Source organism: Paraburkholderia sp. BR14374, assembly GCF_040948685.1.
GTDB classification, from domain to species: Bacteria; Pseudomonadota; Gammaproteobacteria; order Burkholderiales; family Burkholderiaceae; genus Paraburkholderia; species Paraburkholderia youngii.
The window spans coordinates 442,323-467,767 of record NZ_JBFPKF010000004.1 but is presented as its reverse complement, the minus strand read 5'-3'; the positions used below and the strand labels follow the sequence as shown (position 1 = coordinate 467,767).

Annotated in this window: 23 protein-coding genes; 9 read left to right on the top strand and 14 right to left on the bottom strand. The window is 67.2% G+C overall.

The window, feature by feature from the left end; translation table 11 throughout:
* Positions 1–90 precede the first annotated feature (90 nt).
* The 7 genes from AB3X86_RS12365 to cbiE all read right to left on the bottom strand — a co-directional run bounded on the left by AB3X86_RS12365 (position 91) and on the right by cbiE (position 6,765).
* Positions 91–366, bottom strand: a complete 276-nt coding sequence (locus AB3X86_RS12365) for a DUF1488 domain-containing protein (RefSeq protein ID WP_013091756.1) — start codon at positions 364–366, stop codon at positions 91–93.
* A gap of 219 nt (positions 367–585) precedes the next feature.
* On the bottom strand, positions 586–1,767 hold the full coding sequence (locus tag AB3X86_RS12360; RefSeq protein ID WP_368596199.1) for an alpha/beta hydrolase family protein: 1,182 nt from the start codon (positions 1,765–1,767) through the stop codon (positions 586–588).
* 2 nt (positions 1,768–1,769) lie between these two features.
* Positions 1,770–2,774, bottom strand: coding sequence for a GyrI-like domain-containing protein (locus AB3X86_RS12355; protein ID WP_368596321.1), 1,005 nt, complete (start codon positions 2,772–2,774; stop codon positions 1,770–1,772).
* Positions 2,775–2,949: 175 nt separating this feature from the next.
* On the bottom strand, positions 2,950–3,678 hold the full coding sequence (gene cobM, locus AB3X86_RS12350; RefSeq protein ID WP_368596198.1) for a precorrin-4 C(11)-methyltransferase: 729 nt from the start codon (positions 3,676–3,678) through the stop codon (positions 2,950–2,952).
* 20 nt (positions 3,679–3,698) lie between these two features.
* The gene (locus tag AB3X86_RS12345) at positions 3,699–4,445 is read right to left on the bottom strand and encodes a cobalt-precorrin-6A reductase (RefSeq protein ID WP_368596197.1); all 747 of its coding nucleotides are present in this window, start codon (positions 4,443–4,445) and stop codon (positions 3,699–3,701) included.
* Positions 4,442–5,542 carry a cobalt-precorrin-5B (C(1))-methyltransferase gene (locus AB3X86_RS12340; RefSeq protein ID WP_368596196.1) on the bottom strand — a complete coding sequence of 367 codons (1,101 nt, stop codon included), beginning with the start codon at positions 5,540–5,542 and terminating at the stop codon, positions 4,442–4,444. Before AB3X86_RS12340 ends, AB3X86_RS12345 begins: the two co-directional genes overlap by 4 nt.
* Positions 5,542–6,765 carry a precorrin-6y C5,15-methyltransferase (decarboxylating) subunit CbiE gene (gene cbiE, locus AB3X86_RS12335; RefSeq protein ID WP_368596195.1) on the bottom strand — a complete coding sequence of 408 codons (1,224 nt, stop codon included), beginning with the start codon at positions 6,763–6,765 and terminating at the stop codon, positions 5,542–5,544. The genes AB3X86_RS12340 and cbiE overlap by 1 nt, the downstream gene beginning before the upstream one ends.
* Before the next feature lie 311 nt (positions 6,766–7,076).
* Here cbiE and cobG point away from each other — a divergent pair, with 311 nt between their 5' ends.
* From cobG to cobJ, 4 genes are read left to right on the top strand one after another with little or no spacing between them, the layout of a single operon-like run.
* Entirely contained in the window at positions 7,077–8,546 is a 1,470-nt protein-coding gene (gene cobG, locus AB3X86_RS12330) for a precorrin-3B synthase (RefSeq protein WP_368596194.1), read from the top strand.
* Positions 8,539–9,165, top strand: a complete 627-nt coding sequence (locus AB3X86_RS12325) for a precorrin-8X methylmutase (protein WP_368596193.1) — start codon at positions 8,539–8,541, stop codon at positions 9,163–9,165. Before cobG ends, AB3X86_RS12325 begins: the two co-directional genes overlap by 8 nt.
* Positions 9,166–9,909 (top strand): precorrin-2 C(20)-methyltransferase, encoded by a 744-nt coding sequence (locus AB3X86_RS12320; RefSeq protein ID WP_368596192.1) that lies wholly within the window; start codon positions 9,166–9,168, stop codon positions 9,907–9,909.
* Complete coding sequence (gene cobJ, locus AB3X86_RS12315) at positions 9,906–11,660, top strand: precorrin-3B C(17)-methyltransferase (protein ID WP_368596320.1); 1,755 nt, start codon at positions 9,906–9,908, stop codon at positions 11,658–11,660. The genes AB3X86_RS12320 and cobJ overlap by 4 nt, the downstream gene beginning before the upstream one ends.
* Before the next feature lie 34 nt (positions 11,661–11,694).
* On the opposite strand, the gene AB3X86_RS12310 is transcribed toward cobJ, so the two are convergent.
* Both AB3X86_RS12310 and AB3X86_RS12305 read right to left on the bottom strand, forming a co-directional pair.
* Positions 11,695–14,316, bottom strand: a complete 2,622-nt coding sequence (locus AB3X86_RS12310) for an AAA family ATPase (RefSeq protein ID WP_368596191.1) — start codon at positions 14,314–14,316, stop codon at positions 11,695–11,697.
* Positions 14,313–15,515, bottom strand: a complete 1,203-nt coding sequence (locus AB3X86_RS12305) for an exonuclease SbcCD subunit D (protein WP_368596190.1) — start codon at positions 15,513–15,515, stop codon at positions 14,313–14,315. The genes AB3X86_RS12310 and AB3X86_RS12305 overlap by 4 nt, the downstream gene beginning before the upstream one ends.
* 209 nt (positions 15,516–15,724) lie before the next feature.
* On the opposite strand from AB3X86_RS12305, the gene AB3X86_RS12300 reads away from it, so the two are divergent.
* Complete coding sequence (locus AB3X86_RS12300) at positions 15,725–17,005, top strand: DUF445 domain-containing protein (protein WP_368596189.1); 1,281 nt, start codon at positions 15,725–15,727, stop codon at positions 17,003–17,005.
* Between the two features lie 143 nt (positions 17,006–17,148).
* Entirely contained in the window at positions 17,149–19,122 is a 1,974-nt protein-coding gene (locus AB3X86_RS12295; protein ID WP_368596188.1) for an AI-2E family transporter, read from the top strand.
* Positions 19,123–19,244: 122 nt separating this feature from the next.
* Here AB3X86_RS12295 and AB3X86_RS12290 read toward each other — a convergent pair whose 3' ends face one another.
* Positions 19,245–19,643 (bottom strand): MerR family transcriptional regulator, encoded by a 399-nt coding sequence (locus AB3X86_RS12290; RefSeq protein ID WP_368596187.1) that lies wholly within the window; start codon positions 19,641–19,643, stop codon positions 19,245–19,247.
* Between the two features lie 103 nt (positions 19,644–19,746).
* Here AB3X86_RS12290 and AB3X86_RS12285 point away from each other — a divergent pair, with 103 nt between their 5' ends.
* From AB3X86_RS12285 to AB3X86_RS12275, 3 genes are all read left to right on the top strand, one after another.
* The gene (locus tag AB3X86_RS12285) at positions 19,747–20,667 is read left to right on the top strand and encodes an alpha/beta fold hydrolase (protein WP_368596186.1); all 921 of its coding nucleotides are present in this window, start codon (positions 19,747–19,749) and stop codon (positions 20,665–20,667) included.
* A gap of 113 nt (positions 20,668–20,780) precedes the next feature.
* The gene (locus AB3X86_RS12280; protein WP_368596185.1) at positions 20,781–22,517 is read left to right on the top strand and encodes an FAD-dependent oxidoreductase; all 1,737 of its coding nucleotides are present in this window, start codon (positions 20,781–20,783) and stop codon (positions 22,515–22,517) included.
* Positions 22,518–22,538: 21 nt separating this feature from the next.
* A complete protein-coding gene (locus tag AB3X86_RS12275) occupies positions 22,539–22,724 on the top strand; it encodes a hypothetical protein (protein ID WP_368596184.1) in 186 nt (61 codons plus the stop codon).
* Between the two features lie 43 nt (positions 22,725–22,767).
* On the opposite strand, the gene AB3X86_RS12270 is transcribed toward AB3X86_RS12275, so the two are convergent.
* From AB3X86_RS12270 to AB3X86_RS12255, 4 genes are all read right to left on the bottom strand, one after another.
* Positions 22,768–23,052 carry a hypothetical protein gene (locus AB3X86_RS12270; RefSeq protein WP_368596183.1) on the bottom strand — a complete coding sequence of 95 codons (285 nt, stop codon included), beginning with the start codon at positions 23,050–23,052 and terminating at the stop codon, positions 22,768–22,770.
* Entirely contained in the window at positions 23,049–23,330 is a 282-nt protein-coding gene (locus AB3X86_RS12265; protein WP_176384677.1) for a hypothetical protein, read from the bottom strand. The genes AB3X86_RS12270 and AB3X86_RS12265 overlap by 4 nt, the downstream gene beginning before the upstream one ends.
* Before the next feature lie 203 nt (positions 23,331–23,533).
* Complete coding sequence (locus AB3X86_RS12260) at positions 23,534–24,517, bottom strand: 2-dehydropantoate 2-reductase (RefSeq protein WP_368596182.1); 984 nt, start codon at positions 24,515–24,517, stop codon at positions 23,534–23,536.
* A 71-nt stretch (positions 24,518–24,588) separates the two neighbouring features.
* Positions 24,589–25,386: a class II aldolase/adducin family protein gene (locus AB3X86_RS12255; protein ID WP_368596181.1), complete on the bottom strand. Its 798-nt coding sequence runs from the start codon at positions 25,384–25,386 to the stop codon at positions 24,589–24,591.
* Positions 25,387–25,445: the final 59 nt, after the last annotated feature.

Genomic DNA, 25,445 nt, shown 5'->3' with positions numbered 1-25,445 from the left:
GCGCCGGCGTCGCGGATATAGTCGCCACGGTGGAAGAGTCCTTTCCACCGCGGCGCGAATCAGTTGACCCGATACGCGCAAGCGGGCCGCTCAATCGAAGTCGCGCGTTTCGAGTTCCACGGACCGTCCCCCGTTGCGTTCGAGCACCCGCCGCGTAGCATTTTCAATGCGGGCGCGGTTCGCCTCGAACGTTCCCACCAGATCGTGAGCCGACGGGGCGCCGTTGCCGAGGCTGCCGTTGCCGAAATGGTCATTGAGCGCGTCGAGCGACACGCTGCACCATACGTCCTTCCCGTCCACATTGGCCTCGTAGGCGACGCGCGCAGCAGCCACCACTTCCCGCCGTCCGGTGAATTCGATCCTCATGATTGTCCTCCGTGTGTCAAAGGGAAATCCGAATACGCAACGCTCATGCCCAAACCGGCCGGCTGGCCGGCTGCGCTGGCGCGAGCGCGCATTCTGCGCAAGGTGCATACACCTGAGCGGCCGTCACGCGCGGCCGCGCCGATGCGCCGCAGCAAGGCCTCCTCCGGGCCGTCGACGCACTCAACATATCGATACTACGCCCTTCATGTCCCGCAATACTTAGTCTTCGCGCCCGCGCGCCGGCAGCGTCGCCGCGAAGAAATCACGTACCTGTGCCGCGGTTCGCGCATGAATCGCGGCGCGATCGACGCCCGGCCCGTCCTTGCAGATCGGCGCCAGACGCTCCATCAGCTCGGGCTCGCACACATCCATGAAGGTGTAGTGCGAGGCGCCCGGCACCATCGTCACCGTCGCTTGCGGCATGAAGCCCGCGATGCGGTAAATATTGGTGTTGACGGGCGCGGTCGTGTCCGCCTCGCCCGCGAGCAGCGCGACCGGAATCGTCACTTCCTTGAACGACGAACTGTTGAACGCCTCGCCGAGCGCGGGCGCGATCGCGAACGCCGCCATGACGCGCGGATCACGATACGAGTCGCCCGAACGCGCCCGCGATGCATTCGTTTCGGCCGATAGCCCGTCGACCGTCAAGGCCGGCGCGTCCGGCGCGTGCGCGAGACTCGCGGCTTCGGGCGGCGAGCAGATCGCATCGGCTTCGGGCGACGTGCAAAAACGCTCGAACGCCGCGCGATCGGTACGTGCGCCCGCAACTTCGAGCACCGTGTAGCCGCCGAGCGAAAAGCCGAGCGCGCCGATCCGCGTCGTGTCGATGCGCGGACCGAAACGCGGGTCCGCGAGCACGCCGTCGAGCACTTCGCTCAAGTCGGTCGCGCGCTCCCACCAGAGGATGAACCCGTCGCGCGTGCGCGGCTCCAGCGCGTTGTTGCCCGGATGATTGACGCCCGCGACGATATAGCCCTGCGCGGCCAGCGATGCCGCGAGCCAGTCGAGACTGTCCGCGCTGCCGCCGGTGCCATGCGACAGCAGCAGCAACGGGTATTTCGGCTGCGCGGTGGACAGCGGCGCATCGTCGGCGGCGGCGTGGCCGACGAACATCGGATGGCCGGGCGCGCCGATATCGTGGGGCGTCTCGGCTTGCGTCGCATCGGCCGGATACCAGATGCGCGTGATCAGCGCCTGCGTTTGCGCCCCGCGCCAGTTGCGGGCCACGTCGGGATGAAACACGCGGCTCGTCTCGCCGACATGCCAGTCGGCGGATGCGGTTCGCGCGTCGGCATGCGCCGGCGACGCAGCCCACATCGCGCCGCCCAGCGCCCCCGACAATGCCACGCTCAACGACACCAACACCGCGCTCGACAGCGCGGCACAGCTTCGACGCATCATGGTTAGTCCTCGCGAATGGGGATCAGCAGATCGGTAATGCAGGGGTCCAGCGCGCCGCGATCGGGCGCGCTTCGATACAGTTCGAGCCCCGGCCGCTGATCGCGCCGGTAGCCGCTGCGGGGCAGCCAGCCGCTGTACAGCGCCCTGAAAGTCGGCGAGATCAGCGCATATGGACCGACGAGGCGATGCATCGCATACAACCCGCCTGCGACGGGCAGCGGCTCGATGCCCGGTGGCGGCGCGACAACACGCGAGCGTTGCGCGGCATCGTCGAGCCGCCGCATCGCATCGCGCAACGCCGCCGGCGACCCAGCGACCACTCCCGCGTGATAGCAAAACCCGCCAGCCATCGACGGATCGCGCGCGCAGATGCCGACGCGCTGTTGCAACAGCGGGTTCTCGTCGCAGCGCAACGTCGTCATCAGCGTGTGGAAGGTCTGGCCGATCGTCACGACCGGGCCGTCATGGCGAAGGCATAGCACGTCGAGCGGCGCGATCTCGATGACTTCGACGGATGGTAATGCGGGCGTGCTTTGGTTTTCAGCGTATTCGTCGCGGCAGCCGTCAACGCCTATGCGATCGCCTTCGCCATGCTGCGCGATGCGCGCATGCGCCGTTCGCCGCGTCCGCGCCAAAGCCGCCGAAGCCGCCGGATTCGCCACCAGATGCCGCTGCCGGGTCCTGAATTCGCTCGGCGATACACCGGCGAAATCGCGAAACGCACGCGCGAACGCCTGGGGGCTGTCATAGCCAGCGTCGTGCGCGACCGCCGTGACTTGCGCGGCGTCGGTCAGCCGCTGCGCCGCCTCGGCGAGCCGCAGACGCTTGACGGTATCGACGACGCTCTCGCCCATCAACGCGCGATAAATCCGGTGGAAGTGGTATGGCGACATATGCGCGACGGCCGCGAGGCTGTCGAGCGTGTGTCGCGCGCCGGGCTCGACCAGAATGGCCTCGACCACGCGAGCGATCCGTCGACGGTAATCACGTTCGGTGCTGGGCTTCATCATGGCGCCACGATAGCGGTCTGCGCGCCGCGTGGCGGTGCAGAACTTGCGGATTTTCGCGCTTTCGCGCTTTCGCGTTTTGCCAGGAAACGGGCGGCCACGCTCGCGCGCTGCGTCACATTGTGATCGACAACGCACGCCGCTTTCCGGCACCCAAAAGGCTGTCATCGCACCGTCAACTGCCGCTCCCATACAGCGTCGAATCGGCGAAACCTTCGGCGGCCAGCACCTGCCCGACCAGAATCAGCGCGGTGCGCTCGATCGCGCTGCCCTGCACTTTCGCGACGATATCGTCGAGCGTGCCGGTGATCTTTTCCTCGTCGGGCCAGCTCGCACGATAAATCACCGCGATCGGACACCCGCTGCCGTAATGCGGCCGCAATTCATCGACGATGCGTGCAAGATGCCGCACGCCGAGGTGAATCGCCAGCGTCGCGCGATGCCGCGCGAGCTCGGCCAACTGCTCGCCTTCGGGCATCGACGTTTTGCTCGCGTAGCGCGTGAGGATCAGCGTTTGCGACACGCCGGGCAGCGTCAGCTCGCAGCCGAGCACCGCCGCGCATGCGGCCGTCGCGGTCACGCCGGGTACGATTTCGTAAGGAATGTCCAACTCGCGCAAGCGGCGGATCTGCTCGCCGATCGCACCGTACAGCGACGGATCGCCCGAATGCACGCGCGCGACATGCTGGCCCTTCGCGTGTGCCGCCGCGAGCAGCGCGACGATCTGGTCGAGATCGAGTTCCGCGGTATTGATCACCTGTTCGGCGCTATGACCTTCGAGCACCGCCGCCGGCACCAGCGACCCCGCATACAGGATCACCGGACAACTGCGCACGAGACGCTGCCCTTTCACCGTGATCAGTTCCGGGTCGCCCGGACCCGCGCCGATAAAAAACACTGTCATTCAGTACTCCAGTTATTTGCTCACTGATCCGAAGCCGAAGCCGAATCCACCTGCGCGGGCAACGCATCGAGAAGATCGGCAACGCCGCCAAACTCGCGATCGACGTCGGGCAACACCGGCCGTCGCAGCATGATCACCGGCAAGCCGCGTTCGCGCGCAACGTCGAGCTTGGCCTCGGTCGCGCCGCCGCCGCTGTTCTTGCTGACGACGACGTCGAATGCCTGCAGCGCGAACAGCGCGCGTTCGCCGTCGAGCGTGAACGGTCCGCGCGCGGCGAGGATGCGCGAGCGCGCGGTGTCCGGATGCGAATCGAGCACGCGCACGGTCCAGAATTGATACGGCGGAATCTCGTCGAGATGCGCGAGCGGTTCGCGTCCGAGCGTGAAAAGCGGTCGCCTGAACGGCGCGAGCGCATCGATCAGTTCGTTCCAGTCATCGACCATGCGCCAGTCGTCGCCGGCTTGCGGCTGCCACGCCGGACGCCGCAGCGCCCAGCACGGCACCTTCGCGACGCGACACGCCTCTACGGCATTCGCGCTGATCCGCGCCGCGTACGGATGCGTCGCGTCGATCACGAGGCCGATCGCTTCGCTTGCGAGGTAATGCGCCAGCCCCTCACTGCCGCCGAAGCCGCCGACGCGCACCGCGCACTTCAGGTCGTCGGGCACCTTGCCGAGCCCCGCGAGACTGTACACATGCGCGCGACCGAGTTGGCGCGCAATCTTCAGCGCATCGCCGGTGCCGCCGAGCAGCAAGATGCGCGTCATCGGGCGACTCCGACGAACTTGCCCTGCCGGTCGATCGCGAAAATTTCGACGCTGACCTGCGGCGGCACGATACCGCGTGCAACGGCCAACGCGTGCTGACAGACGATATCGCCGAGCGGCACCTGTTGCGCGTGCGCGAGCGCGAGCGCCTGCTGGCTCGTGTTGGCCGCGCGCATCGCCGCTTGCAGCTCGGCGTCGGCGCCATGCTCGGCGGCCCAGCCGGCGAGTTGTTCGAGATCGATGCTGGAGTTGCGGCTATGCAGGTCGAGATGGCCGGCCGCGAGCTTGCTGAGCTTGCCGAAGCCGCCGCAAATGCTCAGACGCTCGACCGGCGCGCGCTTCACATGCTTGAGCACCGCGCCGACGAAATCGCCCATTTCGATCAGCGCGATATCGGGCAAGCCGTAGTGCGCGCGCATCGCGTCCTCGCTCGCGTTGCCGGTGCAGGCGGCCACATGCATATAGCCGTTCGCGCGCGCAACGTCGATGCCCTGATGAATCGACGCGATATACGCGGAACACGAAAACGGGCGCACGATGCCGGTCGTGCCGAGTATCGACAGTCCGCCGACGATGCCGAGCCGCGGGTTCATCGTTTTCAGCGCAAGCGCTTCGCCGCCTTCGACGCCGATCGTCACTTCGAAGCCGCCTTGATACGCGTGGTGCGCGGCGAGTTCGTCGAGGTGCTGCGTGATCATCTGGCGCGGGACCGGATTGATCGCCGGTTCGCCGACCGCCAGCGTGAGCCCCGCGCGCGTAACCGTGCCGACGCCCGGCCCCGCGCGAAAAATCACACCGGGCTCGGGCACGAGGCGCGCGCGCGCGAACACCAGCGCGCCGTGCGTCACGTCGGGATCGTCACCGGCATCCTTGATCGTGCCGGCCTCGGCGATCCGCTCGCCGTCCGTCTCCACGAAACGGCAGAACGTGAGCCGCATCGGCACGTGCTGGCCCTTCGGCAACACGATCTCCGCGACCTCGCTGACCTCGCCCGCCAGCAGCAGACGCGCGGCCGCCAGCGACGTCGCGGTCGCGCAGCTGCCGGTCGTATAGCCGCTGCGCAGCGGCGCCGGCTGTTCGGGCGTTTCGTCGCGCATCACGAATCGGCTGACGGTTTGGCGGACTTGGTCACGTCGAGCAGCGTGATCGGCAACGCCTGGCGCCATGTATCGAAGCCGCCCAGCGGTTGCGCGTGCGCGAGCGCGATGCGTGTCAGCGTGCCGCCATGCTGCTCCCGCCACGCGGCGAGCACCGCCTCGCCTTGCAGCGTGACCGCGTTCGCGACGAGCCGCCCGCCGTCGCGCAATTGCGCCCAGCAGGTGTCGAGCACGTCCGGCACCGTCACCCCACCGCCGATGAACACCGCATGCGGCGCGGGCAGCCCGCGCAACGCGTCCGGCGCGCGGCCGGCCACGAGTTGCAGGCCGGGCACGCCCAGAGCATCGCGATTCTGTTCGATGAAGCGCTGCCGCGCGTCGTTCGCTTCGATCGCGATCGCACGACAGGTGGGATGTACGCGCATCCATTCGATACCGATCGAACCGCTGCCCGCGCCGACGTCCCACAGCAACTCACCGGGCGCGGGCGCGAGGCGCGCGAGCGTGATGGCGCGCACGTCGCGCTTGGTCAACTGGCCGTCGTGGATAAAGGCGTCGTCGGGCAGGCCGCAGGTCAGCGGCAGACGCGGTGCTTGCGCGGACGCGCGGCAGTCGAGCGCGATCAGATTGAGCGCGGCCATCTCGCCGGCCGGCCATTGATCGGCGCGGCCATCGACGCGCCGTTCGAGTTCGCCGCCGAGATGTTCGAGTACCGTCATGTGAGTCGCACCGAAGCCGCGCGCATCGAGCGAGGCCGCCAGCGCCGCAGGCGTGCGCCCGTCCGCGCTCAGCACGAACAGACGCGCGCCGTCATGCAGATGCACATTCAGCGCGGCAAGCGGCCGGCCCACCAGCGACACGGTCGCGACATCCTGCAACGGCCAGCCGAGCCGCGCAGCCGCGAGCGACAGCGACGACGGCGCGGGCAGCACGCGCAATTCGCCGGCCGGCAACTGCCGCGCGAGCGTCGCGCCGACGCCGAACAGCATCGGGTCGCCGCTCGCGAGCACACATACCGCATGCGGACGCTCGGCGAGCAACGGCGCGAGATCGAACGGACGCGGCCATGCGGCACGGCGCGCGGCGAGCCGCGCCGGCAGCATCGCCAGATGGCGCTCGCCGCCGTACACGACCGACGCGCCCAGCAACGCACGCCGCGCGGGCCGCCCCAGACCGGCGAAGCCGTCGTCGCCAATGCCCACTACGGTCAGCCATGCCGGCATGCATCCATCCTCATCAGTTGCGTCGATTTTTGAGCGATTGCACCGCGCCGCGTCATGCATGCGGCTGCGCGCAGGCTCGGACCGCGGGTTGCGAAAGTCCGCATGATACCGCCGCCATGCGGCCCGCGGGTCCGCGGCACGGCGCCATGCGTCGCGATCGGCGGCATCGCGCGATGGCCGGCAAACAGGCGCTGCGGCCATTGCGTAAAGATATAATGGCCGCTTTCATTGCCCACGGTCAGCCCGAAGCGCTTTTCGGCCGCATGGTTCACGCCGGCCCTCATCGGGCAGCATGCAGCGAGGCCGCCACCATGCCGTCGCGCGACGCTAAACCCGGTGCCCCATTGAATCGAGCTTCGCCTCCCACCGTTTCGTCCCACGCGGTCACGCCACCGCGGTCCTCGGCATGTCCGGGGTTGTTGCGCATCGTCCCCGCGCGCGACGGCGGCATCTGCCGCATCAAACTGCCCGGCGGCGTGCTGAGCGCGGCGCAGGCACACGCGATCGCCGATGCCAGCACGCGGCACGCAAACGGCGTCGCCGAGTTGACCAATCGCGCTAATCTGCAACTGCGCGGCGTGCGTAGCGGACACGAAGCTGCGTTGAGCGCGGCGCTGATTGGCGCGGGGCTTGGACCGTCCACCACGAACGACCCTCACACCACCGTCCCCACCGCGCTCAGCTACGCCGACGACGTCCGCAACGTGATGATCAGCCCCGCCGCCGGCCGCGATCCGCACGCGCTGATCGACACGGCGCCGCTGTGCGCGGAGCTGCTCACGCTGCTGCAAAGCGATGCGCGTTTCGCCGCGTTGTCGCCGAAATTCGCGCTGCTGCTCGACGGCGGCGAACGACTCGCGCGAGTCGATCATCCGCATGACGTGTGGCTCGCCGCGTCGGCTGAGGAACAAGGCGTGCGCTACGTGTTCGGCCTCGCGGGGTGCCCCGGCTCGACAGGCAATAACGCGAACGCCGGCGACCATCCCGATGCCGACGGCACGGGCGCCCTCGCGGCCGTCCCGCCGTCGCGCGTGCCTGCGCTCGTGCGCGCGTTGCTGCACACGTTCCTCGACCTCGCCGCCGCCGACGCGACCCGCATGCGCGACCTGCTCGCCACGCACTCCGCCGATGCGCTGCTGCGACACGCGCAACGCTACGTCGATTTCCCGCTCGCACGCGACGCATCGCTGCGCCGCTGGCAACGCCACATTCCCGCCGACGCATCGCTGCGGCTCGGCGCGCACCCACAGCGCGGCGACGGCACGTGGCACGTCGGCGGCCAGCCACCGCTCGGCCGGATCGACGCGGCCACACTGCACGGCCTTGCCGCGCTCGCGCAACAACACGGCAACGGCATGCTGCACGCAACGCCGTGGCAAAGCGTACTGCTGACCGACATCGCGACGAACGCGGTGCCCGCCGTGCTCGCGAAGCTGAGCGCACTCGGCCACGCCTGCGATCCCGCGCAGGCCATCACGCATGTGATCGCCTGCGCCGGTTCGGCCGGCTGCGCGAAGGGCCTCGCCGACACCAAGACCGACGCCCTGCAACTCGCCGAACGCTTACCCGCAGGCGTCGACGTGCATCTGACCGGCTGCCCGCGCTCGTGCGCGGCCGCGCATCGCGCGCCGTACACGCTGCTCGCGGCCGCGCCCGGCCGCTACGACCTTTATCGACGCGACGACCGCCCCGGTTTCGGCCAATGCGTCGCGCCCCAACTGACGATCGACGAGGCCGCCGCGCTGCTCGCGCGCCTCGCCCGGAGTACTCCACATGCTTGATTACATTCGCGACGGTCAGGAGATCTATCGCCGATCGTTCGCGACGATCCGCGCCGAAGCCGACCTCGCGCGCATCCCCGCCGACCTCGAAAAACTCGCGGTGCGCGTGATCCACGCGTGCGGCATGGTCGACGTGATCGACGACCTCGCGTTCTCCGCCGGCGCAGGCAGCGCGGGCCGCCGCGCGCTCGCGCAAGGCGCGCCGATCCTGTGCGACGCGGGCATGGTCGCGCAAGGCATCACGCGCGCGCGGCTGGCCGCGAACAACGAAGTGATCTGCACGCTGACGCACCCGGACGTGCCCGCGATGGCGCGCGAGATCGGCAACACGCGCTCGGCCGCCGCGCTCGAATTGTGGCGTCCGCATCTGGCGGGCAGCGTCGTCGTGATCGGCAATGCGCCGACCGCGCTGTTTCATCTGCTCGACATGCTCGATGCCGGCGCGCCGAAGCCCGCGCTGATTCTCGGCTTTCCGGTCGGCTTCGTCGGCGCGGCGGAATCGAAAGCGGCACTCGCGCAAAACAGCCGCGGCGTCCCCTATGTGGTGGTGCACGGACGGCGCGGCGGCAGCGCGATGGCCGCCGCCGCGGTCAACGCGCTTGCGACGGAGGTCGAATAAATGACGAGCCAGCTAACGAGCCGCGGACGGCTATACGGCATCGGTGTCGGTCCCGGCGACCCGGAGTTGCTGACGTTGAAAGCGCTGCGGCTGCTGAAAGCGGCGCCCGTGGTCGCATATTTCGTCGCGAAGGGCAAGAAGGGCAACGCGTTCGGCATCATCGAGGCGCATCTGCACGACGCGCAGCAGCATCTGCCGCTCGTCTATCCGGTCACGACCGAAGCGCTCGAACCGCCGCTGTCGTACGAAGCGATCATCGCGGACTTCTACGACACCGCCGCCGCAGTCGTCGCCGGCCATCTCGACGCGGGCCGCGACGTCGCCGTGGTCTGCGAAGGCGATCCGTTCTTCTACGGCTCGTACATGTATCTGCACGACCGGCTCGCGGCGCGCTACGACAGTGAGGTGGTGCCCGGCGTGTGCTCGATGCTCGGCGGCGCGGCGGTGCTCGGCGCGCCGCTCGTGTATCGCAACCAGAGCTTGTCGGTGCTGTCGGGGGTGTTGCCCGAAGACGAATTGCGCCGCCGTCTGGCCGATGCCGACGCGGCGGTCATCATGAAACTCGGCCGCAATTTCGACAAGGTGCGGCGCGTGCTCGACGAACTCGGACTCGCGCAGCGCGCGCTGTACGTCGAACGCGCGACGATGCGCAATCAGCGCATCGTGCCGCTCGCCGAAGTCGATCCGATGGCATCGCCGTATTTCTCGCTGCTGGTTGTGCCGGGGCAGAAATGGCAAGGATGAACGCGCCCGCGATCGTGATTCTCGGCACGGGCGCGCTCGCGACGGCGCGGCGGATTCAGGCGCTGTACGTCGAGCGGGGCGCGCATGCCGCGGCCGGCGTTGCCACGGCATGTCAGGTCCACGCGCTGCAAGGCCGCGTCGAGGCCGACGTGTCGTACAGCGAACTCGGCGCGCATCTGCGCGAGCTGTATGCGCGCGGCACGCCGATCGTCGCGTTGTGCGCGGCCGGCATCGTGATTCGCTGCCTCGCGCCGCTGCTGTCGAACAAAGGCGCCGAGCCGCCGGTGCTCGCGGTTGCCGAGGACGGCAGCGCGGTCGTGCCGCTGCTCGGCGGCCTCGCGGGCGTCAACCTGATGGCGCGCGACATCGCTGCCGAGTTGGCGGTGCAGCCCGCGATCACGACGAGCGGCGAGCTGCGCTTCGGTACCTGCGTGCTCAATCCACCCGATGGCTATGCGCTCGCCGATCTCGGCCAAGGCAAGCGCTTCGTGTCGGATCTGCTCGCGGGCGAAAGCACGCGCATCGAAGGCGACGCGCCGTGGCTCGACGACGCGCAACTGCCCCGCTCGGACTCGGCGCGTCTCGCGATTCGCGTGACGCCGCGCGCGTGGGATGGGCGCGAAGACGAGCTCGTGATTCATCCGCGCAGCGTGGTGGCGGCTGTCGTCAGCGACGATGCCGACTGCGCCGATGCGATCGTCGCACGCGTGCGCGCGGCACTGAGCGCGCACGGTCTCGCGATGCTTTCGCTCGCGGCCTTGCTCGCGCCGTCGCCGAGCATGGCCGACCCGGCGCTCACGCAAGCCGCATGGCTTCTCGATGTGCCGCTACGTTTCGCCGATGCCAGCGCCGAACCGGGCGAATCGAGCGCCGCGCGCTTGCTGCATACCGCGCTGCGCGTCCCCCACGAAACGCTGCACGACGACGCATACCCGAACGTCGCGCTCGCCCTCTCCTCACTCGCCATCGACCCGGCGACGCTCGGCCGCCCCCGCGGCCGTCTGACCGTGATCGGCCTCGGCCCCGGTTGTGCCGAACTGATGGTCCCGGCCGCGCGCACCGCGTTGAACGAAGCGACCGACATCCTCGGCTACGACACCTACGTGAAAATGGCTGGCCCGCTGCGCGCCGATCAGCGTGTGCACGGCACCGACAATCGCGAGGAATTGCAGCGCGCGCGGCACGCGTTCGAGCTGGCGAGCGAAGGCCGCTCGGTCGTGATGGTGTCCTCGGGCGACCCCGGCGTGTTCGCGATGGCGGCCGCCGTGCTCGAAGCGCTCGAAGCATCGCACAACGACGCATGGGCCGCCGTCGAACTATCGATCGTGCCGGGCGTGTCGGCCGCGCTCGCGACCGCCGCGCAGGCCGGCGCCCCGCTCGGCCACGACTTCTGCATGCTGTCGCTGTCGGACAACCTGAAGCCGTGGACGATCATCGAAACTCGCCTGCGCCATGCGGCGCAAGCCGATCTGGTGATGGCCTTCTATAACCCGATTTCGCGCGCGCGTCCGTGGCAACTCGACAAGGCGCTCGATATCGTGCGGGAATATCGCGCGCCATCGACCCAGGTAGTGCTCGGGCGCGATATCGGCCGGCCCGGTGGCACGCTGCGCACGCTGACGCTCGGCGAGCTGCGCTCGGCCGACGTGGATATGCGCACGATGGTGATCGTCGGGTCGTCGCTGACGAGAAAATTCGCTTGCGGCGACAACGGCGCGCAGTGGGTGTACACGCCGCGGTGGTACGAGTAAGCGGGCCGTACCGGGTGGTGCCAGCCCGCTCCGCTCATGCCACCTTCAGATCCTGCACCGCCCGCTGCCTGACGCCCAGGTCGTCCCACAACTCCGGATGACACGTGAACACCAGAATCTGATGCCGCGTCGCCGCGTCGATCAATACGCGTTTGAGTGCGTCGCGGCGCGCGGCATCGGTGTGGACCGCGGCATCGTCGAGCATCAGCAGAGTCGGCCGGCCTGAGGCCTGCAGCAGGTCCGCGTACGCGAGTCGCGTCAGGATGCCGAGCTGTTCGCGCGTACCGAAGCTCAGCGCGTCGAGCAGTTCCGCGCGGCCGTCGCGATCGAGCATCGCCGGAATCAGATCGTCGCCGAGCGCGAGGCTCGACTGCGGAAAAATCCGCTTCAGGTAATGACCGAGCCGCTCGGTCAACGGCGCGCGCAGTTGCGCGAGCGCGGCGTCGCGTTCGTCGACCAGCACTTCGTCGAGCAGACTCAGCGCGCTCGCGCGCAGGCTCAGTTCGTCCTTGCGGCGCGTGGCCTGCTCGACCTGCGCTTCGAGCACGGCAAGCCGTTCGCCGAGACCGGATGCGCCCATCGTTTCGAGCTGGCTACGCAGCTCCGCGATCCGCAGTTGACGCTCGTGCTGCTCGTTGCGCGCAAGTTCCGCAGATGCGCGGTAGCGCTTCGCCTCCGCCACGGGATCGTCCAGACGCGCCGCATCGAGTTCGCGCTCGCGCTCGCCGCGCTGGTTCTTCAGCACATCGACCTTCACGCGCTGCTCGACGATATGCGCCTGCCACTGCGCGCGGTTGCGTCGGAACGCTTCGTCGTTCAGCTGCGCTTCTTTACGCTGCAGCTGCGCCGTGAGCGAATCGGCCTTGGCGACGCCGGTGGATTGCGCGCCCGCCGCCTGCGCGAGCACCTTGCGCGCGGCCTCCAACGCGTCGCGCGCGATATCGGCATTGCGGCGCGCGTCGTCGAGCGGCGGCGCCGCCGACACGTCGGGCAGACCGGCAAGGCGCTCGCTCGACGCCTGCAAGCGCGCAGCCGTCGATGCCAGCGCCGCGCGCAACGCATCGATGCCTTGCGGCGCATGGACCTCGAGTATCCTCGCCTGGCTCTTCTGTTGCGCGACCAGCGTTTTCCATTGCTCGTGACGCGCCTGCGCATCGCCCACCGACGCGACGCCCAGCGTGAGCAGCAACTGAGCGTGCTGCGCCTCGATCGACGCCAACTCCGACAATCGCGCGGACAGATCGGACACGCCCGGAATCACGCGCAATTCGCCGAGCTCGCCGAGGCCGATGCGCTTTTCTTCATCGACACGCAGCACGCCCGTGCCGCTGATCGTCTGATCGCCGACGCTTAACTCGCCGTTCAAGGTGTACTCGATGCGCGTCATCGCCGCTTCGGTCCGCGCGCGCAGCACGGTCAATTCGCTGTCGAGCGAGACGAGGCGCTTGAACCGCGCGTCGTCGAGTTCGAGCGCCGCCGCGTCGCGCGCGGCCTGCAGCACCGCCGCGTTCGCCTTATCCGCCTCACCGATCGACGCTTCGAGCCGCTGGCTCTCCGCCCGATAGAAATCGACCTGGCTGCGCAGATCGGCGGCGGTCACGGCCGCGTTCGCGAGTTCGAGCGCGCGGTTCGCCTCGGCGGCTGCCTGCTCGAATTGCGCCACGCGGCTTTGCGCCTGCGCATGCGCGGTTTGCGCAGCCGCGACTTCGGCGCGCGCCGCGTCGAGCTGCTCGCGTTCGCGCGCGATGGCTGCCTCCAGTTGGAGCGCACCCTGCTCCTGCTGCACTGACAACGCGAGTTCCGCCTCGCCGATCTTCAGCGACTGCGCGAGCCCTTCGAGACCGCGTTCGAGTTGTTCGACCGCCGCGGCACGTTGCTGCGCGAGCGCGGCCTTCTGCTCGTGAAGCTCCCACGGACGCCGGCGCTCGGCGTCGTCGAATGCCTGCTGTTGCGAGGCGAGGCGCGCGATGTTGTCGTCGAACTGCTGGCGCTGCTGTCGCAGCTCGTCGCGGCTCGCGATCAGCGTGGCGAGCTTCTGCTCCGCCTCGGCAAGCGGCCCGGTCGATTTCTGAGTGCGCGCGGTCAGCAGTTGCCGCAACTCGCGCTGCACGGCCGCGATCAGCGCGTCCTCGCCGCCCGCTTCGCGGCCGCCGGACAGTTGCGTGAGCGCGTCGCGCAGATACTGCGCCGCGTGCCCGGTCGAATCGCGCATCTCCTGCGTGCCGCCTTGCTGCACCCACAACAGACCGGGCACGCCGGCGTTCTCGGCTTTCATCGGACCGCGCGCCGCGCGCGAAAAGCCGAGCAGCGCGGCGAGCTTGTCTTCGGCTTCGTCCTCGCTATACACGGCCTGGCCGATTCTCAGCTCGCAGCGCTGACGCGACACGAACTGCTTCCACAGACGGCACGCGACACCATCGAGTTCGAAGCTGACCTCGACCGACGGCTGCCCGTTCGCGAGCCCCCACGGCAACAAGTCCTTCAGATGCGAGGCCTTGTAGCGTTCGAGGAACACCGTGCGCACCGCTTCGGCAATCGTGCTTTTGCCGGCCTCGTTCGGGCCGACGAACAGGTTGAGACCGGGCTGCAGATCGTCGATCACGATCCGCCCGCCGAACTGCCTGAATTCCTGAATCGCGATACGTTGCAGCTTCATGCGCAGGCTCCTTCACGCGGCGCTTCGGGTTGTCGATCGCGCGCCTGCGCGGGTGGTGCGGCATGGGAATCGCGGTGCCACTGTTCGCGCTGAAAGCGCGCCAGCAGCAGCAACGCTTCGGCCGCGCGCCGCGCATGTTGCGGATCGGCATGCGCGTCTTCCTGCAAGCCGCGCAGCCGCGCCACCACCTTCGCAAGATAGCCGCTTTGCGCGCCGAGCTCGGCGAGATCGTCGGCGGTGGGCAGCACGTGCAGGCTGCTCAGATCGGCACGCAACGCGCGCACGCACGCGCGAGCCTCTTCGACCGCGACATGCAGCGCCTCCGCATCGGCGAGCGCCGCCGTGCCACCGACCTCGATGCGCAGCACGTCATTCGCGCCGAGTTCGGCGAGGCGGGCTTTCAGTGCGTCGATATCGGTCGGCACCGAAATCGTCTCGTCCCAGCGATGCCACCGGTATTGCCCGACTCGCACCGCGTCGACCTGCGGCATCGCGCCCGGCTCGCTAATCGTGACGTCGAGCACGAAGCCCGGTTCGTTCGCGCGGAAGCGGTCCTGTTCGTGTGTACCCGCGTACCACGTGCGTTCGTCGACACGCAGATGGCCGTGCCAGTCGCCGAGCGCCAGATAGTCGAGCCGGGCGCTCACGGCGCGCGTCGGCGCAATCGGGTTCGACGAATCGATGCCCTCCTGCAGGATGCCGCCGACGCTGCCATGCGCGAGCCCCACGCGGTGATAGCCGGGCGGCGTCTCAATGGAATCGAAGAATGCGGTGGTGTCGTCGTAGGTGATGCGCTGCGTGAGCGGCGCGCACAGCAGCGCGCAACGGCACGCGTCGAGCAGCACGACGCCGGTTTCGAGCACGACGCGCACGTTCGGCGGCACGCAGTTGAGCCGCTGCGCGCGGGTCCACACGCTTTCGACCAGCGCCGCGTCGTGATTGCCCGGCAGCATGATCCACGTTCCGGAAAACGCTTGCAGCGCGGCGAACAAACGCCGGATCACGGTGTCCGACACCGTCTGCTGATCGAACACGTCGCCCGCGACGAGCACCGCGTCGACGTTGCGCGCGGCCGCTTCTTCGGCGATGCGGCGCACCGTGTCGAAGCGCGCTTGAGCGAGATGCGCGGCCTCGTCCGCTTCGAACTGACCGAACTGCGTGCCGATCTGCCAATCCGCGGTGTGCAGAAACCTGATCACTGTGCCTCCATTGCGATTGCGTTGCGTCGTCTTGCGGGTGGCTCGACGACGAGCCCAACCGCGAATGTTACCTTGCCGAAGCCCCGGCGCGCATTGCGCGCGCGCATCCAGGCTGGACGCGTGCGCGGGCCGTACCGCATCATTGCAACCGAACCGGCTGCCCCGCCACCTTTCAGCCGCCCGCCGCCCGACACGATCAACCGCGCCCGATGGACAAGACCACCGAACTGAAGAAGGCCAAGCGCACGCCTTTACTGCTGCTGCTCGCGGCCGCCTGCGTTTTCGTCGTCACCGCGTTCCTGCCGCGCGGCCTGTGGGTCGACGGCATCAAGGCCGTCGCAGAGGCCGCGATGGTCGGCGCGCTCGCCGACTGGTTCGCGGTCGCGGCGCTGTTTCGCCGCGTGCCGATTCCGGTCGTGTCCGCGCACACCGCGATCATCCCGCGCAACAAGCACAAGATCGCCGACAACCTCGCGCACTTCGTGCAGGACAAGTTTCTCGACATGCCGTCGCTGGTCGGTCTGATCCGCCGGCACGATCCGGCTCAGACCATCACCGCGTGGCTCAGCGAATCGGCCAACACCGAGCGTCTCGGCGACTACGTGGTGCGCCTCACCGGCGGCATCCTCGAGGTGGCCGACGACGCGCGCATCCAGAACTTCATCAAGGACGGCTTGCGCGACGTGCTCGCGAAGGTCGATCTGTCGCAATCGCTCGGCGCGATCCTCGACACGCTGACGCGCGACGGCCGTCATCAGGAACTGCTCGACACCGCGATCGATCAGGTGATCGCGGTGCTGCGCGAAGCGCCGGCGCGCGAGTTCATTGCCGCGCGCATCGTCGATTGGGTGAAAAGCGAGTATCCGACGATGGAGAAGTTTCTGCCGTCGGCGTGGATCGGCGACAAGGGCGCCGAAGCGATCGCGAGCGCCGCGAACCGTATGCTCGAACAGATCGCCGAGAACCCCACGCACGAGCTGCGCGACAGGTTCGACCGGGTGGTGCAGAAGCTGATCGCGCGCCTGAAGACCGATCCGGTTTTCCTGCAACAGGGCGAAGCGCTGAAGCGCTATCTGGTCGAAGGAGAGGCTTTCAGCAGCTATGTGAAGGACATGTGGGGCGAACTGCGCGCGTGGCTCAAGCGCGATCTGCAAAGCACCGACTCGGCACTGCATGCGCGTGTCGCCGCGATGGGCGCGTGGGTCGGCCGCGAACTCGCGCGCGACCCAGCGCTGCGGCAATCGCTGAACGATCACCTCGAAGAAGCCGCGCGCGCGATGGCGCCGGACTTCGCGCAGTTCCTGACGCGCCATATCAGCGATACCGTGAAGAACTGGGACGCGCATGAGATGTCACGGCAGGTCGAGATGAATATCGGCAAAGATCTGCAGTACATCCGCATCAATGGGACGATCGTCGGCGGATTTATCGGCTTGCTGCTGTACGCGAGTTCGCAGTTGCTGGAGATGTTGCGAGTGCATGTAGGCTGACGATTCGAGCTCATCGAGCGACCCGCCGCGTAGCCGCGCCTGAGCCCTGCTCGCACCAAACCGCCTACAATTCGGGCATATGTCTTGCGGACGACCAGTGCTCCGCTCGGTCGTCAACGCGTCCCAACCGGAATTGTGTTTACATGAAAATATCGCTACCGCCGCCGCATGGGCGCCCCAATCGCGTTTATCCGCCGGGCACGCCGGGCCTGCATGGCCTCGTGTCGCTAATCACCGGCGTGGTGGTCGTGTGCGCGCTGTACTTCGGGCGGGAGGTGCTGATTCCGATCACGTTGTCGGTGCTGCTGAGCTTCCTGCTCGCGCCGCTCGTGCAGATGCTGCGGCGTCTGCACATGGGCCAGTTGCCGTCCATCTTCATCGCGGTGCTGTTCGCTCTCGCGTCGCTGCTCGCGATAGGCGCGCTGATCGGCGCGCAGCTCGTGCAGCTCGCGAACGCCCTGCCGCAGTACCAGGAAGCGATCGAGCAGAAGATCGAAACCGTGCAGGAAAAGACCGTGGGCCGCGCCGATTCGCTGATGAGCAGCGCTGCCAGCGCGCTGCAGCGCATGGCGCCGTCGCGTCCCGCGCCGCCGCGCCCGACCGGCCGCGCCGCGCGCAACGCGCCGCAGGTGCCGCAACAGGTTGAGGTGCACGAGCCCGCGCCGACGCCGGTGCAGCTCGCCCAGCGCGCGCTGACGCCGGCCATCGCGCCGATCGAGACGACCTTCATCGTGCTCGTCGTGACGATCTTCATCCTGCTGCAACGTGAGGATTTGCGCGACCGTTTGATCAGCCTGTTCGGCTCGCGCGACCTGCACCGCACGACTACCGCGATCAACGACGCCGCCGGGCGCCTGTCACGCTATTTCGTCGCGCAGCTCGGCGTGAATCTGAGCGCGGGCGGCATCATCGCGATCGGGCTCGCGATCATCGGCGTACCGGGCGCGCTGCTGTTCGGTGTGATCGCCGCTTTGCTGCGCTTCGTGCCGTACATCGGCATCTGGATCGCCGCGATCCTCGCAGTATTTCTCGCGGCCGCGATCCAGCCGCAATGGACGATGGCGGTCCTCACGCTGATCCTGTTCATCGTCGTCGACGTGGTCGCCGGGCAGATCGCCGAGCCGCTGCTGTACGGTCATCGCTCGGGCCTGTCGCCGCTCGCGGTGGTGGTCGCGGCGATTTTCTGGAGCTGGCTGTGGGGGCCGATCGGCCTCGTGCTGTCGACGCCGCTCACGCTGTGCGTCGTCACGCTCGGGCGCTACGCGGACCGCTTGAACTTCCTGACCGTGCTGCTCGGCGATCAGCCCGCGCTGACTCCCGCGCAGAACTTCTATCAGCGCCTGCTCGCCGACGATCCGCACGAGGCGATCGTGCAGGCCGAACGGCTGCTGCGCGAGATGTCGCTGATCGACTACTACGACAAGGTCGCGCTCGAAGGCCTGCGGCTCGCGCGCAACGACGCGCAGCGCGGCGTGCTGATGCCCGGGCAGTTGCAGCGGATCAACGACGCGCTCGCCGATATCGTCGAGAACCTCGAAATCGCCGACGGGCTGCCCGATACGCTGTCGCCTGCCGAATCGGCTGACGCGGGTAACGCGCTGCTCGCGGGGGCGCCGGAGCTGGCGTCGCCGGGCGCGGGTGCTTCGGGGCGCTACGGCAGCGATCCGCTGTCGCGCTCGCCGCAGTCGGACGGAGCGGGCAAGGCGGCGGTGTTGTGCGTGCCCGGCCGCGGCGCATTCGACGAAGTGACGACGGCCATCGCCGTGCAACTTCTGAACCGCCAGGGTTTCGCGCCGCTGATGGCGACGCACTCCGGCTATCGCAGCGCGCGCGCCGATGAGCCGAGCTTCAAGGACACCTCGATCATCTGCATCGTGTCGCTCGACGCGCCCGAGTCGCCGCCGTATCTGCGCAACATGCTGCGGCGCACGCGCGAATGGCGGCCGCGCGCGACGCTGGTGGTCGGCGTCGGCGACGCGCCGGACGACAGCGCCGAACTCGATACGGGCGGCGAACTGCATGCGTCGCCGACGTTCCGCGCGATGATCCAGGCTTGTCACGCGGCGACGAGCGGGCAGCCGATGCGGCAGCAATCGCAGACGGCCAGCGCGGGCTGAGGCTGCTGGCCCGAAGCAGGCCACGTCGAAAGACCGCGATTTTTGCTTCAAGCATCCATCTGCGGCTATGGCTAGCGCGCACCGCCCCGGGGCTTACGTTAAGCCTCGCTCGAATCCCATTCTCATGGTCCGTCGAGGCTTCCTTCCCGACCGCCAAGCTGCAATGTCTCGTTGGCATCGATCGCTTTGAGCAGACTCGCGACGACTCGTCTGCTTTCTCCGAGATCGCGCATCTTGACGTCGAGCTTTTCGACCTCGCGCCGCAACGCAGCGCGTGCCTCGGCACACGGATGGAAAACGGGCTTGGCGCCGAGCACACAGGGCAGCAACAACCGGATACTCCTGATCTTCAGTCCCGCCGCGCTGAGCACACGGATACGGTGTGCCGCGTCTATCTCCTCAGGACCGTAATCGCGGTAGCCCGATTCGGTTCGCATTGGTTTGAGCAAACCTTCGTGTTCGTAATAGCGCAGCATCCGTTCACTAACGCCGCTGCGGCGAGCCAGTTCGCCGATACGCATGACATCTCCCATACGAAACGCTTGACTTTGACAACGCTGTCAAAGTTTAGCCTGATCTGGCCGGCCGGATCGGCCGCCGCTACATTCACCAAGGGACTTGCTCATGACATCCACCGATGACACGTTTGACGGAACGTTTCCGTTTTCACCGCGCTTCAGCGACGCTGCCGGCTTCCGAATGCATTACGTCGATGAAGGCCGCACCGATGGCGAGGTTGTCCTGTGTCTGCATGGGGAACCGACATGGAGCTATCTGTTTCGCGATCTGATCGTGGCGCTGTCAGGCAGCTACCGTGTGATAGCGCCCGATCACATGGGATTCGGCAAGAGCGAGACCCCGGAACATCGCACGTACTGGCTGCAGGATCATATCGACAATCTCGAACAGTTCGTGCTGGCCCTGGATTTGAACGACATCACGCTCGTCATGCACGACTTTGGCGGCCCGGTCGGCATGGGACTCGCCGCGCGGCATCCAAGCCGCATTCGCCGAATCGTCAGCACGAATGGCCCGACTCCGTTTGGTCAGCACACGTTACTAGACAGATGGAACGCGAATACCGCGGTCGCGCCGTGGTTCCAGTGGATCGTTCGCGCCGAATCGCAAGGGCGCCTTGAATCCGTGCTGGGCGAACTCGGCTTCAATATCCTAAGTACGTTGAAGGTCAACGGCTTCGAAAACCATACGCGCATCAACGATACGTGGCTGCGCGCCTACGGTTCGCGTTTCGTCGTGCCCGCCGACAGCGCCGGCGCAATTGGCTGGGCCAAAGGCTTCGCGATCGGGGCGCATCGTTTCGAGGTGCCCGACGCTGCTGCGCTCGACGCGATCCGGTCGAAACCGGCGCTCGCCATTTGGGGCGATGCCGACCGTACGCTGGCCGCGGATCACTTGCTGCCGCTGTTCAGCGAACTATTTCCGCTGGCGCCGATTCACCGGCTCGCGGGCGTCGGCCATTACAGCTTCGAAGACGCACCGCAGGAAATCGCAGGGCTGATCGTCGAATTCCTGAAGACCCACTGACGCAAGCCTGGACGGGGTCAGCTCGCGTCGCGGCGTCGTACCCAAAATGCGGACAGCCGCGCACGCACGCTGCCGCATACTGCGCCGATAACGCAAGCAAACCGGAGACACGCATGACCCGTCCGTTCAAACCCTATCCGTTCGCGCCGCGCCGTTATCCGGCCGCGCTGCCGCCGCTCGTCGACGGCCGCGATCCACAAACGCGCGCCGTCGCGATCGTCGGCGGCGGTCCGGTCGGCATGACGCTCGCGATTGCGCTCGCGCGCCAGGGGGTGCGCTCGGTGCTGATCGAGGCCGACGACAGCGTCTGCACCGGCAGCCGCGCGATCTGCATCTCGCGACGCAGCCTCGAAATCTTCAAACGGCTCGGCGTCGTCGAGGGGTTTCTGCAAAAGGGGCTGGCGTGGACCGGCGGGCGCAGCTTCTATCGCGACACCGAGGTGTTCCGCTTCGCGATGCATCAGGACGACGAGCAGTCGCTGCCGCCGATGATCAATATCGCGCAGTATCAGATCGAGCAACTGCTGCTCGACGAGATCGAACGGCACGCCGATCTGATCGACGTGCGTTGGCAAACGCGTGTGACGGGCCTCGCGCAACGGCCGCAGGGCGGCGCGACCTTGACATTGCGCTGCGCCGAATCTGCCGATTCCAAAGGCACGAGCTGGCAGATGGACGCCGCTTGGGTCGTCGCCTGCGACGGCGGACGCAGCACGATCCGAGACCTGCTCGGATTGAAGCTCACCGGCACGACCTACGAAGGCCGCTACGTGATCGTCGATATCGAACTCGACAGCACGCGCGCGACAGAACGCCTCGCTTATTTCGATCCGCCGTCGAATCCTGGCTCGACGGTGCTGGTGCACAAGCAGCCCGACAACGTGTGGCGTATCGACTATCAGTTGCGCGACGACGAAGACCCCGACGCCGCCGTGCTGCCCGAGAACGTGATGCCGCGCGTGCAAAACCTGCTCGACTCGATGGGCGAAACCGGCGCGTGGTCGCCGATCTGGATCACGATCTACAAGGCCAATGCGCTGACGCTCGAACGCTATCGGCACGGCAACGTGCTGTTCGCGGGCGACGCCGCGCATCTGGTGCCGATCTTCGGCGTGCGCGGCGCGAACTCCGGCATCGACGACGCCGACAATCTCGGCTGGAAGCTCGGCTGCGTGATCAATGGGAACGCTTCGCCAACGCTGCTCGATAGCTATAGCGACGAACGTGTGTACGCGGCGCGCGAGAATCTGAGCTACGGCATGAAAAGCACCGAATTCATGGCGCCACCGACCTTCGCGTTCGAGCTGATGCGCACGGCCGTGCTCGGGCTCGCCGAGCGTCATGCGGCATTGCGGCCGCTGATCAATCCGCGCCAGACGCATGCGATCGCGTATCGGCAATCGCCGCTGAACTTCGTGGGCGACAAGGCCGATGCATTCGATCGCGGCCCCGCGCCGGGCACCGTGCTGCCCGAGTGCAGGCTGCTGAAACAATCGCAAGATGGTGCACGGCTCGGCATTCACCTAACCGACCTGCTCGGACCGTGCTTCACGGCGCTGCGCTTCGACGCAGACCACGCGAACGACGGTGAGTCGTGGCAGCAACTGCAAAGCATGCTAGCCAGCAAGGACATTCCGTTCAACCTGATCGATATCGTCACGGCCGATGCGCAATCGGCGAACAGTCCTCGAGCGATCGATCCAACCGGCCGCCTGCACGACATGCTCGACGCACAGCCCGGCACTGTCTATCTGATCCGCCCCGACGGCCACGTGCTGGCGCGCTGGCGCAACGGCAGCGCGGCCGCCGTGCGGCACGCGCTCGATGCCACGCTGACGCCGCAGAACTAACGCGCAAGGACCCTCGACACCATGACCGATTCCGATCTCGACCTCGTCTATACGACGCTGTGCAACACGCTGACCCACGAAGGCGAAGCGCAGGCGTCGCTGTATCTGGCGCGGCTCGCGCTGTTGTGCCTGACCGAACTCGACGACCCGGGGCGCGCGTTGTCGTTGATCGAAGCGGCGAAGCTGCCGGCCGCCGTCGCGGTCTAGCACGGGCAAAAAAACCGCCTCCCTGGAGGCGGTAACGAGCCGACTATTTTTCCGCGAGCCGATGACCGCCGCCATGCGGCTCGACGCGATAGCGCTGGCGAATCTCCTTCAAATGATCGAGATCGCCGGGATGCTTGCCGTCGGGAAAATCGACTTCGGCGATGCTGTGGCCAGCGCTCGCCTTGAGCATCCCGCGCTTTTGGCCGCCGCTAGCCAGCACGGCGATCGCTTTGATATTGCCTTGCTGATCGTATTCGATATGGACCTTCATGGGGGACTCCTCGTCATGTTCGATGGAATTGAGCGGATGCACAGCGGCCAGGTTCATATTGCGTCGGTCCATGCAATGAAGAGTCCGTAGGAAGCATAGTCGGTTGCGCTCGTGTTATGCACCTCCAGCAGCACGACGCGATTGCCTTCGGCGTCGCAATCGTTGGAAAGGTTGCGGACTTCGATGTTCTTGTCCCACGGCGGTCCCGACAGGGGGATCGCTGCCGCCCACAGGATTTCGCCGTAGTTCATCGGACCCACCCACCAGAACGCGGAGTCGCCCGCATTCAGATCGACTCCGCTGCCGAGCAGTTGGCCATTTACATTGATACCCATCGCTGTCTCCCAGTTGCAGACGGCCACAGCGAAGCGTAATTGCCCGTGTGCCCGTGGCGGTGGTTACACCGCTGACTAGAGGACGGCGACGCTTGATGCGTTTTGAATGAAGCCTGGTATTCTGCGAATGCCCACAAAAAAGCCGCGCGATCAACGCGCGGCTCTTCTTCCTTCTTCGAACCGAAGGCGTTACGACAACAACTTCACTGCCTCGGATACAAGCCCAACGTACTCGCATGCAGCCTCGCGAGCCCGAGCAACGCATCCGTATAAGGCGTCGGCACCCGCGTCAGTTGACCAAGCTCGCGCACCGCGCCGACCAGCGCATCGAGTTCGACCGCCTTGCCGGCCTGCACGTCCTGCAGCATCGACGTCTTCATCGCGCCGAGCTTCAGCGTGACCGCGTGACGGTCATCGGGCGCCTGCTCGATCGGGATGCCGAAGCGAGCGCCGATTTCCTTCGCCTCCAGCATGATGTGCGTGACGAAGCCGCGCACCAGTTCGTCGCCGAGAATCCGGTCGGTCGTTGCGCCGGTGATCGCGCTGACCGGGTTCATCGTCATGTTGCCCCATAGCTTGAACCAGACGTCGCGCTGGATCTGCGCGGAGGCCGTGGCATGGAAGCCCGCCGCCTGCAGCAGCGCGGCAAGCAACTCGACACGCTCGCTCGCCTTACCCGACGCCTCGCCGACGATCAGCCCATTGCCCTGGTGATGCCGGATCACGCCGGGTGCGTCGATCAGGCAACTGGCATGCACGACGCAGCCGATTGTCTGCGCGGCCGGGATCGCGGCTGCGATCGCGCCGTCGGGATCGATCGTCTTCAGGCGCTGGCCGGCGAGCTCGCCGCCGAGGCCGTCGCAGAACCACCACGGCACGCCGTTCATCGCGGTCAGCACGATCGTTTCCGGGCCGAGCAGCGGTTTGATATGCGCGGCCACCGCCGCCATCGCCGGGCCCTTCACCGCGATCACGACTAGCTCCTGCACGCCGAGATCGGCCGGCTTGTCGCTCGCCTTCACCTGCTCGGCGTAGATCACGCCGCCTTCGATCAGCCGCAGGCCGTGCTGGCGCACCGCGTCGAGCGTCGCGCCGCGCGCTATCACGCTGACCTGATGCCCAGCCTGCGCGAGCTTCACTCCCATCCAGCCGCCGATCGAGCCGGCGCCGTAGATCGCTACTTTCATCGCCTGAATCCTTGCCTGTTGCTGTGTTTATCGCAGCGTTGATTGTCGCGCTCTTTTATGCGTGGCTTCAATCATTGCCGGTAGCTCGCATCGATCCGGTCGACCCGCCGCACCAGCGCATCGAACACGTCCTGCCCGGCGCCGTGGCGCGGATCGAACTGCAACGCGTCGCGCGAGCAGCGAATCGCGACCTCCTCCGGCACCGGCCGCGCGCGCCCCATCGAAAACGTCGCCATCTGGATTTCGCACGCGCGATTCAGCGTCCACAGAATCGCGAAGGTCTGCGGCAACGTGCGGCCCCACGATAGCAGACCGTGGTTGCGCAGGATCACCGCCTGTTTGTCGCCGATATGCGCGAGCAGCCGCGGGCCCTCTTCCGCATGAATCGTAATGCCTTCGAAGTCGTGATACGCGATCCGGTCGTGCAACTGCGCGCTATAGAAGTTGGTCTGCTGTAGGCCCTCTTCGAGACAGGCCACCGCGACGCCCGCGGTCGTATGCGTGTGCATCACGCAGTGCGCGTCGGGCAAGCCCTCGTGAATCGCTGCGTGCACGACGAAGCCGGCCGGATTCACCGGATACGGCGAGCCGTCGAGCACCCGCCCCTGCGCATCGATCTTCACCAGATTGCTCGCGGTGACTTCGCTGTAGTGGAGCCCGAACGGGTTGATCAGGAAGTGGCGCTCGACGCCGCTGACGGTTTCGGGCACGCGCAGCGTGATGTGGTTGTAGATCATCTCGGTCCAGCCGAGCAGATCGAAAATCCGGTAGCACGCGGCAAGCTGCACGCGCGCCTGCCATTCGTCCGGATGCATCGCGGCGGCCGGTCTGGGCAAGCTCGCCGGGTGCGCTTCGAGGGTCGTGGCCATCGTCAGTGTCTCCATGATTGTGGTTGTGACGGCGCGCCTATGCGCGCCGCCACCCTATT

Bases quoted from the DNA above. Each gene is read 5' to 3' on its own strand.
- AB3X86_RS12365 (WP_013091756.1), bottom strand. From the start codon at position 366: ATGAGGATCGAATTCACCGGACGGCGGGAAGTGGTGGCTGCTGCGCGC.
- AB3X86_RS12360 (WP_368596199.1), bottom strand. From the start codon at position 1,767: ATGATGCGTCGAAGCTGTGCCGCGCTGTCGAGCGCGGTGTTGGTGTCG.
- AB3X86_RS12355 (WP_368596321.1), bottom strand. From the start codon at position 2,774: ATGAAGCCCAGCACCGAACGTGATTACCGTCGACGGATCGCTCGCGTG.
- cobM (WP_368596198.1), bottom strand. From the start codon at position 3,678: ATGACAGTGTTTTTTATCGGCGCGGGTCCGGGCGACCCGGAACTGATC.
- AB3X86_RS12345 (WP_368596197.1), bottom strand. From the start codon at position 4,445: ATGACGCGCATCTTGCTGCTCGGCGGCACCGGCGATGCGCTGAAGATT.
- AB3X86_RS12340 (WP_368596196.1), bottom strand. From the start codon at position 5,542: ATGCGCGACGAAACGCCCGAACAGCCGGCGCCGCTGCGCAGCGGCTAT.
- cbiE (WP_368596195.1), bottom strand. From the start codon at position 6,765: ATGCCGGCATGGCTGACCGTAGTGGGCATTGGCGACGACGGCTTCGCC.
- cobG (WP_368596194.1), top strand. From the start codon at position 7,077: ATGCCGTCGCGCGACGCTAAACCCGGTGCCCCATTGAATCGAGCTTCG.
- AB3X86_RS12325 (WP_368596193.1), top strand. From the start codon at position 8,539: ATGCTTGATTACATTCGCGACGGTCAGGAGATCTATCGCCGATCGTTC.
- AB3X86_RS12320 (WP_368596192.1), top strand. From the start codon at position 9,166: ATGACGAGCCAGCTAACGAGCCGCGGACGGCTATACGGCATCGGTGTC.
- cobJ (WP_368596320.1), top strand. From the start codon at position 9,906: ATGAACGCGCCCGCGATCGTGATTCTCGGCACGGGCGCGCTCGCGACG.
- AB3X86_RS12310 (WP_368596191.1), bottom strand. From the start codon at position 14,316: ATGAAGCTGCAACGTATCGCGATTCAGGAATTCAGGCAGTTCGGCGGG.
- AB3X86_RS12300 (WP_368596189.1), top strand. From the start codon at position 15,725: ATGGACAAGACCACCGAACTGAAGAAGGCCAAGCGCACGCCTTTACTG.
- AB3X86_RS12295 (WP_368596188.1), top strand. From the start codon at position 17,149: ATGAAAATATCGCTACCGCCGCCGCATGGGCGCCCCAATCGCGTTTAT.
- AB3X86_RS12290 (WP_368596187.1), bottom strand. From the start codon at position 19,643: ATGCGTATCGGCGAACTGGCTCGCCGCAGCGGCGTTAGTGAACGGATG.
- AB3X86_RS12285 (WP_368596186.1), top strand. From the start codon at position 19,747: ATGACATCCACCGATGACACGTTTGACGGAACGTTTCCGTTTTCACCG.
- AB3X86_RS12280 (WP_368596185.1), top strand. From the start codon at position 20,781: ATGACCCGTCCGTTCAAACCCTATCCGTTCGCGCCGCGCCGTTATCCG.
- AB3X86_RS12275 (WP_368596184.1), top strand. From the start codon at position 22,539: ATGACCGATTCCGATCTCGACCTCGTCTATACGACGCTGTGCAACACG.
- AB3X86_RS12270 (WP_368596183.1), bottom strand. From the start codon at position 23,052: ATGAACCTGGCCGCTGTGCATCCGCTCAATTCCATCGAACATGACGAG.
- AB3X86_RS12265 (WP_176384677.1), bottom strand. From the start codon at position 23,330: ATGGGTATCAATGTAAATGGCCAACTGCTCGGCAGCGGAGTCGATCTG.
- AB3X86_RS12260 (WP_368596182.1), bottom strand. From the start codon at position 24,517: ATGAAAGTAGCGATCTACGGCGCCGGCTCGATCGGCGGCTGGATGGGA.
- AB3X86_RS12255 (WP_368596181.1), bottom strand. From the start codon at position 25,386: ATGGCCACGACCCTCGAAGCGCACCCGGCGAGCTTGCCCAGACCGGCC.